This is a genomic window from Microbulbifer variabilis ATCC 700307 (assembly GCF_000380565.1).
Classification (GTDB): Bacteria; Pseudomonadota; Gammaproteobacteria; order Pseudomonadales; family Cellvibrionaceae; genus Microbulbifer; species Microbulbifer variabilis.
Map to the genome: position 1 here is coordinate 444,549 of NZ_AQYJ01000027.1, position 14,684 is coordinate 459,232.

Sequence of the window (14,684 nt, forward strand, 5' to 3'; positions counted from 1 at the left end):
AGAGGAACCTGTCACAGCTCCCGAACAATCAACTGCGGAACAAAAGCCCGCAGAAGTCACGGAGAAAAAAGCTGAAGTTGAACCCAAGCTGCAGCAGGTTGTTGCGGAGCAAGTAGCCGCTGTCGAGCGAGTACCAGAACCGGTAGCGAAACCTGCACAGGTTCAGGAAAAACCTGTTGAGAAAAAGAAAGAGGGCTTTTTTGCTCGCATTCGCCGTGGACTCAGCCGTACCAGCAATCAGTTCGTTGAGGGAATGGGCAATCTGTTTCTTGGTGCTAAGGAAATCGATGAGGATTTACTTGAAGAGCTGGAAACCCAGTTGCTGATGGCAGATGTGGGTGTTGAGGCTACCAGTGAGATTGTTGAGCGCCTGACTGAGCGCGTGTCCCGTCGCGAGCTTGCCGATGGTGATGCCCTGTACCAAGCCCTGCAGCAGGAGCTGGCGGAACTGCTTGAGAGTGTCGATGCGCCGCTGATGATTGATACTGGCAAGAAGCCGTATGTGATTCTGGTGGTGGGAGTTAATGGTGTTGGCAAGACCACGACCATCGGTAAGTTGGCGCATCGCTTTCTCGGTGAGGGTAAGTCGGTCATGCTCGCCGCAGGCGATACCTTCCGCGCTGCTGCTGTGGAGCAGTTGCAGGTTTGGGGCCAGCGCCACGATGTCCCAGTTGTCGCTCAACATACCGGTGCAGACAGCGCATCAGTTATCTTTGATGCGGTCCAGTCAGCTCAGGCCCGCGGCATCGATGTAGTTATTGCAGACACTGCCGGCCGGTTGCATACCAAATCTAACTTGATGGATGAGCTGGCCAAGGTGCGCCGGGTGATGGGCAAACTGGACCCCAGTGCTCCCCATGAAGTGCTGTTGGTACTCGATGCCGGTACAGGCCAGAATGCAATCAATCAGGCCTCCCAATTCCGTGAGGCGGCTGGTGTTACCGGGTTGGTTCTCACCAAATTAGATGGCACGGCCAAAGGTGGGGTGATATTTGCCCTGGCACGCCGTTTCGGCATCCCGGTACGCTTTATCGGTGTGGGGGAACAGGCGGAAGATCTTCAGCCTTTCCGGGCACGTGAGTTCGTTTCGGCACTGTTCGGCCGCGATACCGCCTGACTTTCCTCACAGGGAATAACAAGAATTAGAAACCGTGATCACCTTTGACAATGTGAACAAGCGTTATGCATCGGGGCAAGATGCCCTGGTGCGTATCAGCCTGGAAATTCCCCGCGGGGATATGGTGTTCCTCACCGGTCACTCCGGTGCAGGCAAAAGTACCCTACTGAGATTGGTTACTGCTATAGAGCGCCCCACCAAGGGGACTATCCTAGTTGCCGGGCAAAACCTCAATCGACTGCGTAATAGTCAGGTTCCCTACTATCGCCGCAACCTGGGCATCGTATTCCAAAACCACCAACTTCTCTTTGATCGCAGTGTGTTTGACAACATTGCCCTGCCCCTATCAGTTGCCGGTTGTAATAGGCGCGAACTGGGCCGCCGGGTACGCGCTGCGCTGGACAAGGTGGGCCTCCTGCACAAGGAAAAGCAAAACCCCATTATGTTGTCTGGTGGTGAACAGCAGCGTGTTGGCATAGCCCGCGCTGTAGTGAACAAACCAGCCATCCTGGTAGCCGATGAGCCGACCGGTAACCTTGATCCGCAACTATCCCAGGAAATTATGCAGTTGTTCGCGGATTTTAATGCAGTGGGCGTTACTGTAATGGTGGCGAGTCACGACCTGGAATTGATCGCACGAATGCGTCGGCGAGTATTGACGCTGCAGGCTGGCCAGTTGATTTATGACGGAGTTCCGAGCCGTGAAGCAAACCCAGTCTAGGTCACAGCGCCAGGCCAATCCCAGTGCTGAAAAACGTACGCGCAGTACCGGGGCAGTAGCAGCCCGTACCGATTTTGGCGATTTGTGGCGCAGCTGGCTCGGCCATCATAGAGAGGTGGCGTTGGAATCCCTACGGCGTTTTTTTGCTACCCCCATGGCTAGTATCATGACTGCACTGGTGATAGCGATAGCTTTAGCCCTACCTGCTGCCCTGCAACTGGGGCTAGCGAATTTTCAGCGCGCCGTAGCTGGTTGGGATGGACAACCGCAAATTTCAGTTTTCCTGCATAAGGGTGCGCGGGACGCTGCTGTGGAATCTTTTGCTGCAAAACTACGCAGCGATCCGGCAGTAGCCGAAGTGACTTATATCTCCCCGGAAGAGGCGCTGGCTGAGTTTGAGCAGGCATCGGGGCTCGGTGATGTGCTGGCGGGACTCGATGCGAACCCTCTACCAGCGGTATTGCTATTGCGCCCACGGGATACCCAAGATAATGACAAGTTGCAGATATTGGTGGCGAACTTGCAGCAACAGGCCCTGACTGATTCCGTGGTGTTAGATTTAGCTTGGGTGCAGCGTCTTACCCAGCTTACTGAGCTGGGGCAGCGCCTCTCCGCTGGGCTTGCGGTCCTGTTGGCACTGGGGGTGATCCTGGTGGTAGTCAATACCATTCGTCTACATATCGAGAGCCGCCGCGAGGAGATTCTGGTGGTAAAGCTGGTGGGCGGTACCAATGCCTTTGTGCGCAGGCCCTTTCTCTACAGCGGGCTCTGCTATGGTTTTTGTGGCGGGTTGTTGGCCTGGTTGCTGTTACTGGGTGGCGTACTGCTGTTGTCGGGGCCAATTGCAGGCCTTTCTTCCAGTTATGGAAGTAACTACGCTCTAGCAGGCCCTGGATTCAGCTACTTTTTAGGGCTGACCGCTGGCGCAGCCCTCTTGGGATTGTTGGGTGCCTGGCTGGCGGCAACCCGGCATATTCGGGCTATCGAACCCACTTGACTGGTTAGTTCCATAAAGAATCGTAAAGCTGTTGCAGCAGTGGGAACCCCAGGGGTTGTTCGGCCCTCTAATTGCCCGAAATACAGCGGAATACGGCAATTGGCGGCGGACTTTCTTATCCGCCTGTGCAAGTGCTACACTGAGCCCAGCTTGTCGCCGGAAACAGTATTCGACGACAGCGGCCGGTGGAGCCGGTCGACTAATAAAGAGAGGAGAAACCTGAATGGGAACCAGCCTACAGCCAGTGCATACGCTGTCTCCGGGCGCCAACCTGGGAGCTTATATCCAGACGGTCAGTAGCTTTGATGTACTGACTGCCGAAGAGGAAAAGCGCCTGGCAGAAGACCTCTACTATCGTGAAGATATTAATGCCGCTCGCCAGCTGGTGATGTCCCACCTGCGCTTTGTAGTGCATATTGCCAAGTCCTACTCCGGTTATGGCCTTAATCAGGCCGATCTGGTTCAGGAAGGTAATGTTGGCCTGATGAAAGCCGTCAAGCGCTTTAACCCTGAAAAGGGTGTGCGCCTGGTTTCGTTCGCGGTTCACTGGATCAAAGCCGAGATCCACGAATTTATCCTGCGCAATTGGCGTATTGTGAAGATCGCCACCACCAAGGCGCAGCGCAAGCTCTTCTTTAACCTGCGTGGCCAAAAGAAGAAATTGGCTTGGCTCAGCAATGATGAAGCCAAGGCTGTGGCAAAAGACTTAAACGTGGATGTTGCCCAGGTCCATGAGATGGAAGGCCGTCTCGCTGCTTATGATGCCGCATTCGATGCAGGTGTAGATGACGATGACGATACTGCCTGGCAGGCACCGGCGCATTACCTGGAAGATCGCAGTTTCGACCCAGCCGCCCAGCTGGAGCGTGATAACTGGCAGGAAACCAACCTCAGTAGCCTCGCCCATGCTATGGAGCAACTGGATGAGCGCAGCCGCGATATTATCCAGGCACGCTGGTTGAGTGAGGAGAAGTCCACGCTGCATGAATTGGCTGACAAGTATGGTGTTTCCGCTGAGCGTATCCGCCAGCTGGAAAAGAATGCCATGAAGAAAGTGCGGGCGGCCATGGAGGCCTGAACCCGTATCTTTGTCATTCGGTAGAAAACCGCGCAGTTGCGCGGTTTTTTTATTTCCGTATTTATCGATTTCCTGAGTCTAACCAGGAAGGAAACTGTTGAGGGATAAATAATGGCAAAACTTTACCTGGTGCTCGCCGCACTGTTCGGCGCCAGCGGTGTTGCCCTGGGTGCCTTCGGCGCCCACGGCCTGCGCGATAAGGTGACAGAGAACCTATTGGAGGCCTACAAGACTGGAGTGCAGTACCAGATGCTCCATGCCTTGGCATTGCTTGGCGTGGCTCTGTTAATCCAGAACAGGGGTGTGCACTTATCACTCACCCTGAGCGGAGCTTTCTTTGTATTTGGCGTAGTGTTTTTTTCCGGCAGTCTCTACGCCCTCGCCCTTGGAGGGCCGCGGTGGCTGGGGCCTGTCACACCAGTTGGTGGGACCCTGATGATTGCCGGTTGGATTGCATTGTTAATTGCCGCTGCAAATTTCTCCAAATAATCGGGACCAGATTCATTTTTGAGTCGGCGCCCAATTTATCCCAATACCCGAATATAAGAAAACCGTTTCGCATAAGAGGTCGTGAAGAATGCAAGACGAATCCGCGGAAGAGTTCCCCTACCGCACCGAGTACAAGAAAAAGTCCATCCGTAGTTACGTGATCCGCGCAGGGCGAATGACTGAAGGGCAGCGCCGCGCTTTTGATACCTACTGGGGGCAGTTTGGCTTGTCCCTGTTTGATGGTCCTATCAATCCGAGTGAAGTTTTCGGGCGCGAGGCCCCACTGGTTCTGGAAATTGGTTTTGGTATGGGGGACTCCCTGTTCGCGATGGCACAGGCGGAGCCCGACAAGAATTTTATTGGTATCGAGGTGCACCCTCCCGGTGTCGGCAGGTTGATTAATAGTGCCGGTAAAGCTGGGCTGGAAAACCTGCGTGTTTATATGGCTGATGCAGTAGACGTTCTCAACGATTGCATCGGTGAGGGTATCGTGGACAGGTTCCAATTATATTTTCCCGACCCTTGGCACAAGAAAAAGCATCACAAGCGTCGCATTGTGCAGCCAGAATTTGTACGCTTGATTTGTGCCAAACTAAGAACCGCCGGGCTGATGCATATGGCGACAGACTGGCAGAACTATGCCGAGCATATGTTGGAAGTACTCCAGGCGGAGCAGTTGTTAGAAAATACATCTGCCAGCAATGACTATGTTGCGCGGCCCGAGTGGCGCCCGGAAACCAAATTCGAACGTCGAGGCCAGCGCCTGGGCCATGGCGTTTGGGATTTGGTGTATCGGCGTTTGCCCGGTGAAGCTCCCGCTCAGCGAGTGGCTAGCATAGAGAGTGAAGTCAGTTCCACTTATGGTCCTGGTGGAGAATAGTCTCTAGTACTTAGAGCGAGAGTATGATCACTGGTGATATTACCCGTTCCACCAGTGATCAGTTTTGAAATATCGCAGTCTCTACAAAATTATCTGCCAGTTTTTCCCGGTAGTTTCCGATCTTCGCTGACATCGGAGATTCTAAAAGGCAATCCTGCCAAAACTTATCCAGTTCACAGGCACAATACTGTTTTGTGTAGCGGCAAAATATTGCATTCAGGACCGCCGAAGGTACTGTTTGTTAATGGCCATGAATGCCACTACATTGTTGGCGTCGGCATCGGTTATCTCTCCTGTCCTTATCGCTATCTTTTCCTATTTCCAGTCTATGATGCTAATACTGGGCGAGGCATCAAATACGAATTCGTATTAAGAGTACTTAAAAAATATACCAATAAATTCGATTTCGTTGCTAAGTACCCATTCGAATAAAAGCCTTGGGGGGTTGGTTCGAAAAGGAATTTCGGTGTCTCTAATGAGAAAGCGTCTCTCGCTTCTTTCAATTTTGTATGGCGTTTTATTTTCTCTTCTTTTTACAAGTTCAGGGGCCTCTGCTGATTTTGTTGGCACACTGAATCTCTACGCCAATGGTGGTAAACATTGGTTTAACAGTGACCGACTAAATGGGACACCCTTTCATGGATTAAAACTGCGGGACACCACTGGTGGCGGTGGCGGCCTGGGATTCAATATGACCAACTACTGGGCCATGGAGGGAGTGGTTGATTACTTTGTAGTGAATGTAGATGAAATTCCTGAAAAGGTTGAAGTATACAATTACCATTTGGATCTGCTTTATCAATTTGGTGGCCAGTTCTGCGGCGACTTTTGCTGGCAACCCTACGTAGCTTTCGGGATTGGCGAAATTCGTATTAACTACGATGATGCACCAAAAAAACATTACAGGGATAAAGACGGCAAGTATCGGTATGACTGTGAGTACAAACGTAAATACCCTTATACGCACCTCTACCCAAAGTACGTTTGCAATTGGCATGATAGCCAGACTATGGTCAATCTGGGTATTGGAGTGAAGTACAGTCTGGGGCCTCGTTGGCAGGCACGTGCTGATATACGTCTTTTTCAAGGGGTGGAAGAAGGTGGCCTGGATGGTTTTGCTAGTGTCGCAGTAGGCTATCAGTGGCTTGAGTACCCGGATTTTTGGTATGACGAGGATGCCGATAGTGTGATTGATGCAACAGACCAATGTCCACAGACACCAGTTGGTGTGGATGTGGGGCCTGACGGTTGTCCTATCGACTCAGACTTTGATGGTGTACCTACCTATATAGACCAGTGTCCGAATACACCGATTGGTATTGCGGTGGATGAATACGGTTGTATCCGCAGCTAAAAACTGGCGGTTTCCACTTTTTTGGAAAACCGCCTTACGCGGTGCCATCCAGATAAGGGATGCCCGTGATGTAACATTGTGATGGCGGTTTCAGGTACATCATCCGGGCAAAGTGCCCTTCTAAGGCTGTAAGAATAGGTGGGTAGAGGTGTTACTCTCCACGCAACTCTTCCACCTGTTCAGAAATTTCAAGCCACTCCATTTCCAGGGTATCAAGAATTTCGCGCTGCTCTGACTGCACTTTATTGAGGCGGGAGATTTCCTCCTGCTGGCCGCCGCTATACAGATTTTCGTTTGCAAGCTTTTCCTGAGCCTGGTTCAGTTTCTTCTCTGCTGTAGAGATTTGCCGTTCAATCGTTTTCAGCTTATTGGTAAGAGGCTTTAGCTGTTCTCGTAGCGCGGCAGCGGCGCGGCGCTGTGTTCTTTTGTCTTCAGCAGACCTCTCGGGAATTTCGTTATTATCGGTGAATTTCTCGTCGCGCCGTTTATCCCGGTTAAAGCTCAGCAACCACTGTTTGTAGTCATCGAGATCACCGCTAAAGGGTTCAGCGCGGCCATTGGCAACCAGAATAAACTCATCGGTAGTATTGGCAAGCAGATGACGATCATGGGAAACCAGAACCATCGCACCGGGAAACTCCGCAAGTGCCATGGTTAAAGCGTGGCGCATCTCTAGATCGAGGTGGTTGGTGGGCTCGTCGAGCAATAGCAGATTGGGTTTCTGCCAAGCCAGGATAGCCAACGCCAGGCGCGCCTTCTCGCCGCCGGAAAAACCAGCGACGGTTTCAAAAACCCGATCTCCGACAAAGCCATAGCCACCTAGGAAATCCCGCAGTGATTGTTCACTGGCATTTGGGCTTAAGCGTTGCAGGTGTAATAGTGGCGAGGCGGCTCCGTCGAGGGCTTCCAGCTGGTGCTGGGCAAAGTAGCCAATTGCCAGGTGTTCTCCACATTGGCGCTCGCCACTCAGTGGCGGCAGCTCCCCGGCGAGGGTTTTGATCAGTGAAGATTTACCTGCGCCGTTGGGACCAAGCAGGCCAATGCGGCGACCGGGCTGGATACCCAGTTGTACCTTGCTCACCACTACCTTGTCGGCATAGCCGATTTCCGCTTCGCGCAGATCGATCAGCGGGTTGGAGGTTTTCTCTGCGGAAGGCAGGGTGAAGTGAAAGGGAGAGTCCACATGGGCTGGGGCAATCTGGGCCATGCGATCGAGTGCCTTAATGCGACTCTGTGCCTGTTTGGCCTTGCTCGCTTTGGCGCGGAAACGCCGCACAAAGTCTTCCATGTGCGCACGTTCGGCCTGCTGCTTTTCGAACTGGATTTGTTGCTGTGCCAGGCGCTCTGCGCGTGTGCGCTCGAAGGCGCTGTAATTACCGCTATAGAGCACCAGTTTTTGCTGTTCAAAACTGACAATGCCATCGACGACCGCATCGAGAAAATCGCGGTCGTGGGAAATAATCAGCAGGGTACCGGGAAAGCGCTGTAACCACTGCTCCAGCCACAGGGTTGCATCTAGGTCCAGGTGGTTGGTGGGCTCGTCGAGCAACATCAGATCAGCGGGGCACATCAGCGCCCGCCCCAGGTTGAGGCGAATACGCCAGCCCCCGGAAAAGCTGCGTACTGGCTGCTGTTGATCTGCGTGGGAAAATCCCAGTCCATCGAGCAGCTGTGCGGCGCGCGCTGGCCCGCTGTAGCCATCGATACTGGCCATACGCTCGTGCAGCTCTCCCAGCTTATGGCCATCGGTATCATCACTATTTTCCGCCTGGGCCAATTGTCTTTGCAGTTGGCGAAGCTCTTGATCGCCATCGAGAACATAATCAAGGGCGGATTGTTCACTGGCTTCAACTTCCTGGGCCATATGCGAGATACGCCAGGTGCTCGGTAGGTCTACCTGACCTGCATCGCTTTCCAGCTGGCCGAGTAAAAGCTTAAATAAGGTTGACTTGCCGCAGCCATTCGCACCGATAATTCCCACTTTGTGGCCGGGAAATATACGGCAATCTGCGCTGTCCAACAGGTCACGTTCACCCCGATGCAGGGAGACACCTTGCAAATTGATCACTGGAAAAACCTCATATGAACAGGCCGATGGGTGCTAGGCTATTCGACGTATTTGAATTCAATCGCCGCCTCTACATAAGCGCCGATCAACAAAAGGTCGGGATTCTAACGTGACAAATAGTTCACCTCCATCTTCTGCTCAGGAAAACCCTCTGTGGCAGTTCAGCTTGGGATTTTACCGCCATGAAGAGGTGGAGGAATTCCTACTCAGTTGCCAGGATAAAAAAGGTGCGGATGTGTGCTTGATGCTGTGGGCGAGCTATGCCACTGCCTGTGGTCATCAGCTGAGTGAAGAGGGTTGGCGTGTTGCGGATCGTGGCCTGGCGCCGAGGCGTAGGATAATCACGAGTGTTCGTCACCTGCGATGCTTGCTGGGGCGCTTTCGCCCCCATAGCCAGCGGATTTATGATTTATTTAAACGCTATGAGCTGAATCTTGAGCGCTTGCAGTTAGCAGCTCTTTGGAAAATCTGCGTTGAGGAGTGGCCGGGGGATCGTCCTGCCCTGGAGCTGGCTGGGCAGCAGTATGGTCTGCTACAAAAAGAGCAGGCCTACTGGTCAGAGTTGATAGAGAGTTTTATGACACAATCGAGAAGTCTGGGTAAGACAAAAACCAACAGTCCATAAGCGCCGGGCTTAACAGGGACCTGTTTGTGGGATGAACTCACATGACCTGTCTGGAGAACGGAGTCGCATAAGGCAAAAATCTGCTAAGTTTGCGCCCTTGCCGCCAATCGAGAGCGTTGGTCGGCTGGGCGCAGTAAATCAATTGCCTGAAGCCCTCACTCGCTGCTACGGTTTTCCGAGGAGAACAGGCTGTTGGCGGGAGTGGTTGGTGTAATAGTTGGGTTAGGAGGTGTGGACTCCACCGGCTTCTTCTCTTCGGTAGCTACAAAGGCTTTTGCTTCCTTTGGAGCTTTTTCTACGGTAACGGAGTCACCGCCTTTTGCTTGCACAGGCTTTTCAGATCTAGGCTTAGCCGCAACAGAAGCTTTTGCTGTTGAAGCAGCTTTGGCTGAGGTTGCTTTTTTGCTGGCGGGCTTTGTCGCTTTGTGAGTAGTGCTGACTTTAGCGGGTTTGGCAGCGGCTTTCTTCGCAGTGGAATTTGTAGCTTTTGCAGTGCTTTTGCGTACGCTGGCCTTTTTAGTAGCAACTTTCTTTTCAGTAGCTTTTTTAGCTCCTGGTTTTTTGCTCGTTTTAGTACCAGCTGCTTTCACAGCTTTAGTGGCAGTTTTTGCTGTAGCCTTTTTAGCTCCAGCAGTTTTTTTAACTACTGGAGCCTTCTTAGCTTTGGGTTGCTTCTTAGCGAGCTCTTTTTCTGTTCTGGCTGCGATTTTGCGCACTGCTTCTGCAGCTTTAAGCTCGGCTTTAGCTAGGGATTGACTATCTTTGGCCTCCGCTGCCGAACTCTTAGCCAATTGGAATACTTCATTGAGTTTTTCCACATTGGCTTTGGCGGTATCGACTCGTTTTCGTGCAGCGGCGGTCTTGGCCGTTTTAGCCGCGGCGCGGGCTTCGCTAAGCTTGGTTTTGGCCTTGGCCAGTTTTTCCTTTGCCGAAGTCAGAGCTTTTCCGGCTTTTAATACCGCCTTGCCGGCATCGGTGACTTTTTTATTGCGGGCTTTATCCAGTTTTGCAGAGAGCTTGGAAATTTGTGCTTCCAGCTCTGCGACCGGATTGACAGCTTTTCGTTTGGCAGCCATGAGTAAATGTCCTGACGTTTATTATCGATTGGCACTTCCGGGTGGTGCACTAGCCTTGCCTTAAATACGATCGATACCGCTGAAGAAGAGACGCGCGCACTGCAATATTGCCCCAAAACTGAAAAGCACCTCAAACAGTCCAGAACAATAACCGGTGACTCGTCGATAATAGCGCTGTTTTTAATAAAAATGTATGCCGAGTGCGGTGAAAAAAGCGCGGGTTGCGTTTTTTTATGGAAGAGACCGGAACTGGCATAGGGAATGTGGTGTCCTGCACAGTGTGAAAGTCATCGGTATGCACTGGCTGTCGCCTTGGGTTAGACTTGAGCGCACTGGCGGATAGCGTGCGCCTAGCGGCTGGAGGCCGCAACAGCATTGCCCGAGAAACCGCTGATGGCGTTGGACCAAGGTCAAGCGCGAATCCATAAACGCAATACGGACAAAGAGACAACATCCATGAATAAATACCCTTTGGCTGCAGCAATTGCCCTTGGCCTGGCGCTGACCGGCTGTAACGAACAGGGATCCAAGCAGGAAAAAGAAGTTACCCTGGATACCCAGGAGAAGAAGGTCAGCTATATCATTGCTGAAGATATGGCCAAGCGTCTTCAAGCCCAGGACGTGAAGCTGGACCCTCAGGTGGTGTTGATGGCACTCAATGATGTTGCCAGTGACCATGAATCGCGTCTGACAGACGAAGATAAGCAACAGACCATTGCTGCTTTCCAGGAGCAGATGCAGAAGAAGCAGCAGGAAATGCTGGCCAAGCAGGAACAGGAGTTTAAGGAAACTGCTGATAAAAACCTGACTGAAGGAAAGGCGTTCCTCGAAGAGAATGCGAAAAAGGAAGGTGTGATTACCACTGATTCAGGCCTGCAGTACAAAGTGATTACTGAAGGTTCCGGCAGCAAGCCTTCCGCCAGCAGCACTGTTGAAGTCGACTACAAAGGTACCTTGATTAACGGTGAGGAGTTTGACAGCTCCTACGCCCGTGGTGAGCCGGTACAGTTTCCGGTAAACGGCGTTATCAAAGGTTGGACTGAAGCCCTGCAACTAATGAAGGAAGGTTCCAAGTGGGAACTTTATATTCCTTCTGAATTGGCATATGGCCCCGGTGGTGCCGGTGGCAAAATCGGCCCGAATGCGACCCTGATTTTTGAAGTGGAGTTGCACAAGGCCAATGTTGGCGGTGAAGAAGAGCCCAAGAAAAAAGAAGAAGAAAAGAAGGAAGAGCCAAAGTCTGAATAATCTGACTTTTTAGACTTTACTGAAAAAGGGTGCCTAAAGGGCGCCCTTTTTTATTTTTTGGTAGGAAGCTTTTGAGCGCTAGTAAACCGCTTTCGAATAACCAATAGAAAATTGTAAATACATTTAGTTTCACAGTAACAGGAGTTAAATTGCGAACTATAAGAGCGGTTTTTTATTGCTGCTTTCAGACAATCTGGTTTTTATGTGCGGTATGCAGCAGGGCGATCATCTTGTCTTCGGAGCTAAATCGAGTTTCCAACGCCTCCCCGAGTTCGGATAGATCCGGGGCCAGGCTGGAGAGATCATCTGTCTCTAAGTACTTATCATTGAAATCGACGGCGATGTCTGTCGTTGTATCGATATCTTTGTACAGCTCACAGGCTTTTTTAAGTCCCGACTTGTCATCGAATGCCTGGCCCTCTCGCATTAATTGCTCATAGACTTCAAAGTGACCTGCCGAGACATAATCCACCAACAGCTGGCACAACTGGCGCACACGATCCTCAGTTTCAGGGTCGTCTTCACTGAACTCTTTTTTTTCAGAGAGATGATAGAAGCTCACCAGCAAATTTTGCCGCGACTGTAACCAGCGGTCGATTATTTCGCTTACACCACCCCAGCGCTCCCGCGCCGATTTGCAATTTTCCAGCATCTCCAATATGTCCCTTTGTTACTGTTGCCGCAGTGGCCAGCTTTATTGCCGATGTCGAAGACTTTATGGAAGATAGGAGATTCCCCCGCCGGCAGCAAGATAGAGGGGGTAAACTACGCCAAAATACTGTGACAGATGTGCGAATTCGATTATGGGGAATTGAAAGTTGTTCAGCTACTGATAATCAGCGGCAGGACCAGTGCAGTCAGCGCGCCGCAGAGTCCCATGGCAAGGGCAGAGCAGGCGCCACAAAGGGCACTGATTTCGAAAGCGCGAGCGGTGCCTACGGCATGTGCGTTTATACCTAGAACCACCCCGAGGATACGCTTATCGCGAATACCGAGCAGAGTTAGTAACGGTGGTCCGGCCAGGGCACCAACCACTCCAGTGAGGACTACGATGCCCGCGGTGAGGCTCAATGCTGCGTGGATTTTTTCGGCCAAAGCCAGGGCAATCGGGGTAGTGACAGATTTGCCGCTGAGAGCCAGTAATACGGATTCCCCGGCGCCAAATAAAAGGGCGATTATGATAGCGACAACCGGTGCCAGGACTGCCCCTACGGCAATCGTTACCAGCAGTGGCCAGCCGGCCCGGCGAATCACTGCCAGATTCTGTTTCAGTGGCACTGCCAGGGCCACTACTGCTGGACCGAGTAGTGCGTAGAGCAGTGTACTGGAGTGCTGATAATCGCTGTAGGGAATATTCAAGGTATGGAGCAGCGCCGCTACTATCAGGCTGGCGGTCACTATTGGGTGCAATAGTACTGTACCGCTGCGGCGGTAAAAGTACACGCCGATACAGAAAGCCACCAGACTCAGCGGTAAGGCAAACAGAGAGCTGTGCAGCCAGTTAGCCACTACCATTTACTACCGGCCTTGTTTAAAAGCCTCTGCAGTAGCATGGCGCACAGGACTAGGCTGATTAGGGTGCCGATTACAACCGCAGCGATCAGCGCAAGCCAGTCTGCGGGGGCAAGGTCACGTAGAAAAAAGACGCCCACTGCAGCGGGCAGGAAAAGTAGTGGCAACAGGAAGAGCAGCTGGGCACTGATTTGGGCGAGGCCACGTGGTATGCCTCCATTCACCATCAACCCAAATAGTAGCAGTAGCATACCTACCACCGCGCCGGGAACAGGAAGTGCGAGCATTGTGCTGGCAAGGGTGCCGAGGCGTTCACAACCAAACAGAATGGCGGTGCCAATCAGCCAGTGAAATATGTTGCTCAGGGCGGGTGGAGTCATTTTGGAGTGCGGCCCGGTGGAGCCGCCATTTTTTATCAAGCTTTGCGGAATGCCTGCCAGGCACCGAATAGGACCAGGCCGCCAAAGCCGATCGCGGACCAGCCGGGAATACTCAGGCCCATCATTGTCCACTGGACTTCTGCACAGTTACCGTCACCACTCAAAAGTGCCTTGAGAACATCGGCCATGGGAAAAACTTCCAGCATGTAACTCACGCTGGGACCACAGGCGGGCACCTGGTCTTCGGGTAGGCTCTGCAACCATAACTGGCGGCCGGCAAAGTAAAGTCCGCCCAGGGCCCAGATGGATACCAGCAGACCGTAGACGCGCCTGCCTATGGTGGCCGGGTTGTGCAGGAAGGCAATCAGGGAAACCACTCCCACACCGAGCAGCATTACCCTTTGGGTGATACAGAGCTTGCAGGGCTCCAGGCCGCGAACGTATTCCAAGTAGAACGCAGAGCCCAGCAGGAAGGCAACCATTAGGAAAACAATCAGAAAAGTGATGCGTGGGTTGGGTAAGGTCATGATTTATCAGATCCTGAATAATGCTGCCGAAACCGGGAGGCTTCGAGATTCAAGTCGGTCAGTAGTTTATTGAAATTGTGTTCCAGCTTTTCCCGCCCGGCGATCAGCTCGGGCAGCATTTCCTGTAGGGCCACCGGGCGGCGCAAGCGCTGCCCAACCCGCTCCAAAGTGAGGGCTACCACTTGCTCTTCGCGGTAGCTCTGCAGCAGTTTAAACTGCTCAGCACGCGCCATAAACGCTTTGGCTTGCGGCGGAATATACGCGCTGTCGCTGCGAAAGTCTCTCCAGCATTCGGTACAGAACTCTTCCAGGTTCTGTGGGTGCCATGTGTGCCAATTTTGTGCCAGCAGGTGATCGAACCAAATATCCAGCGCAATACCGGCATAGCGGCGCCACCTGGGGTCCAGGCTTGCCAGGGCGTCGCGGTAGGCGGTATGTTCATCCGTACTCGCATCAATCCGCCGGTGCAACTTGATGCCGGCCTCAATGGCTGCGGGCCTTTCGCCAACCAGTGGCCCTTTGACAAAGTCACCCAGGAGTCCACCCAGGCGCCAGCGCGCTTCGGGGCCGGACAGCAACAGGTGTGCGAGGTAGTTCATACTATCGATCCGT

The 14,684-nt window shown here is 52.6% G+C and carries 16 protein-coding genes; 9 read left to right on the forward strand and 7 right to left on the reverse strand.

The genetic code is table 11. The features are described from left to right. Positions 1 to 88 precede the first annotated feature (88 nt). The 7 genes from ftsY (at position 89) to G367_RS0115155 (ending at position 6,636) form a co-directional block, all read left to right on the forward strand. On the forward strand, positions 89 to 1,117 hold the full coding sequence (gene ftsY, locus G367_RS0115125; RefSeq protein WP_211214942.1) for a signal recognition particle-docking protein FtsY: 1,029 nt from the start codon (positions 89 to 91) through the stop codon (positions 1,115 to 1,117). A 34-nt stretch (positions 1,118 to 1,151) separates the two neighbouring features. Next, positions 1,152 to 1,838, forward strand: coding sequence for a cell division ATP-binding protein FtsE (gene ftsE / locus G367_RS0115130; RefSeq protein ID WP_020413991.1), 687 nt, complete (start codon positions 1,152 to 1,154; stop codon positions 1,836 to 1,838). Then, a complete protein-coding gene (ftsX, locus tag G367_RS0115135) occupies positions 1,819 to 2,835 on the forward strand; it encodes a permease-like cell division protein FtsX (RefSeq protein WP_020413992.1) in 1,017 nt (338 codons plus the stop codon). Before ftsE ends, ftsX begins: the two co-directional genes overlap by 20 nt. Before the next feature lie 223 nt (positions 2,836 to 3,058). Continuing rightward, positions 3,059 to 3,913, forward strand: coding sequence for an RNA polymerase sigma factor RpoH (gene rpoH / locus G367_RS0115140; protein ID WP_020413993.1), 855 nt, complete (start codon positions 3,059 to 3,061; stop codon positions 3,911 to 3,913). Positions 3,914 to 4,024: 111 nt separating this feature from the next. Further along, on the forward strand, positions 4,025 to 4,402 hold the full coding sequence (locus tag G367_RS0115145) for a DUF423 domain-containing protein (RefSeq protein ID WP_020413994.1): 378 nt from the start codon (positions 4,025 to 4,027) through the stop codon (positions 4,400 to 4,402). Between the two features lie 88 nt (positions 4,403 to 4,490). Next, positions 4,491 to 5,282, forward strand: a complete 792-nt coding sequence (trmB, locus tag G367_RS0115150) for a tRNA (guanosine(46)-N7)-methyltransferase TrmB (RefSeq protein ID WP_020413995.1) — start codon at positions 4,491 to 4,493, stop codon at positions 5,280 to 5,282. A gap of 475 nt (positions 5,283 to 5,757) precedes the next feature. After that, positions 5,758 to 6,636: an outer membrane beta-barrel protein gene (locus G367_RS0115155; RefSeq protein WP_020413996.1), complete on the forward strand. Its 879-nt coding sequence runs from the start codon at positions 5,758 to 5,760 to the stop codon at positions 6,634 to 6,636. A 151-nt stretch (positions 6,637 to 6,787) separates the two neighbouring features. On the opposite strand, the gene G367_RS0115160 is transcribed toward G367_RS0115155, so the two are convergent. After that, positions 6,788 to 8,704: an ATP-binding cassette domain-containing protein gene (locus G367_RS0115160; protein WP_020413997.1), complete on the reverse strand. Its 1,917-nt coding sequence runs from the start codon at positions 8,702 to 8,704 to the stop codon at positions 6,788 to 6,790. Between the two features lie 109 nt (positions 8,705 to 8,813). Here G367_RS0115160 and G367_RS0115170 point away from each other — a divergent pair, with 109 nt between their 5' ends. After that, positions 8,814 to 9,329: a TIGR02444 family protein gene (locus G367_RS0115170; protein ID WP_020413999.1), complete on the forward strand. Its 516-nt coding sequence runs from the start codon at positions 8,814 to 8,816 to the stop codon at positions 9,327 to 9,329. Positions 9,330 to 9,484: 155 nt separating this feature from the next. Here the strand turns inward: G367_RS0115170 and G367_RS23965 are convergent, their stop codons facing one another. Further along, on the reverse strand, positions 9,485 to 10,405 hold the full coding sequence (locus G367_RS23965) for a hypothetical protein (RefSeq protein WP_020414000.1): 921 nt from the start codon (positions 10,403 to 10,405) through the stop codon (positions 9,485 to 9,487). Positions 10,406 to 10,861: 456 nt separating this feature from the next. Between G367_RS23965 and bamJ the strand changes: the two genes are divergently transcribed. Continuing rightward, the gene (bamJ, locus tag G367_RS0115180) at positions 10,862 to 11,653 is read left to right on the forward strand and encodes an FKBP-type peptidyl-prolyl cis-trans isomerase (RefSeq protein ID WP_020414001.1); all 792 of its coding nucleotides are present in this window, start codon (positions 10,862 to 10,864) and stop codon (positions 11,651 to 11,653) included. A gap of 184 nt (positions 11,654 to 11,837) precedes the next feature. Here the strand turns inward: bamJ and G367_RS0115185 are convergent, their stop codons facing one another. From G367_RS0115185 to G367_RS0115205, 5 genes are all read right to left on the reverse strand, one after another. After that, positions 11,838 to 12,305: an Rsd/AlgQ family anti-sigma factor gene (locus G367_RS0115185; RefSeq protein WP_020414002.1), complete on the reverse strand. Its 468-nt coding sequence runs from the start codon at positions 12,303 to 12,305 to the stop codon at positions 11,838 to 11,840. Between the two features lie 170 nt (positions 12,306 to 12,475). After that, a complete protein-coding gene (locus tag G367_RS0115190; protein ID WP_020414003.1) occupies positions 12,476 to 13,168 on the reverse strand; it encodes an LrgB family protein in 693 nt (230 codons plus the stop codon). After that, complete coding sequence (locus G367_RS23970) at positions 13,162 to 13,545, reverse strand: CidA/LrgA family protein (RefSeq protein WP_157533537.1); 384 nt, start codon at positions 13,543 to 13,545, stop codon at positions 13,162 to 13,164. Before G367_RS23970 ends, G367_RS0115190 begins: the two co-directional genes overlap by 7 nt. A gap of 35 nt (positions 13,546 to 13,580) precedes the next feature. Next, the gene (locus G367_RS0115200; protein ID WP_020414005.1) at positions 13,581 to 14,072 is read right to left on the reverse strand and encodes a disulfide bond formation protein B; all 492 of its coding nucleotides are present in this window, start codon (positions 14,070 to 14,072) and stop codon (positions 13,581 to 13,583) included. After that, positions 14,069 to 14,671 carry an acyl carrier protein phosphodiesterase gene (locus tag G367_RS0115205; protein WP_020414006.1) on the reverse strand — a complete coding sequence of 201 codons (603 nt, stop codon included), beginning with the start codon at positions 14,669 to 14,671 and terminating at the stop codon, positions 14,069 to 14,071. Before G367_RS0115205 ends, G367_RS0115200 begins: the two co-directional genes overlap by 4 nt. Positions 14,672 to 14,684 lie beyond the last annotated feature (13 nt).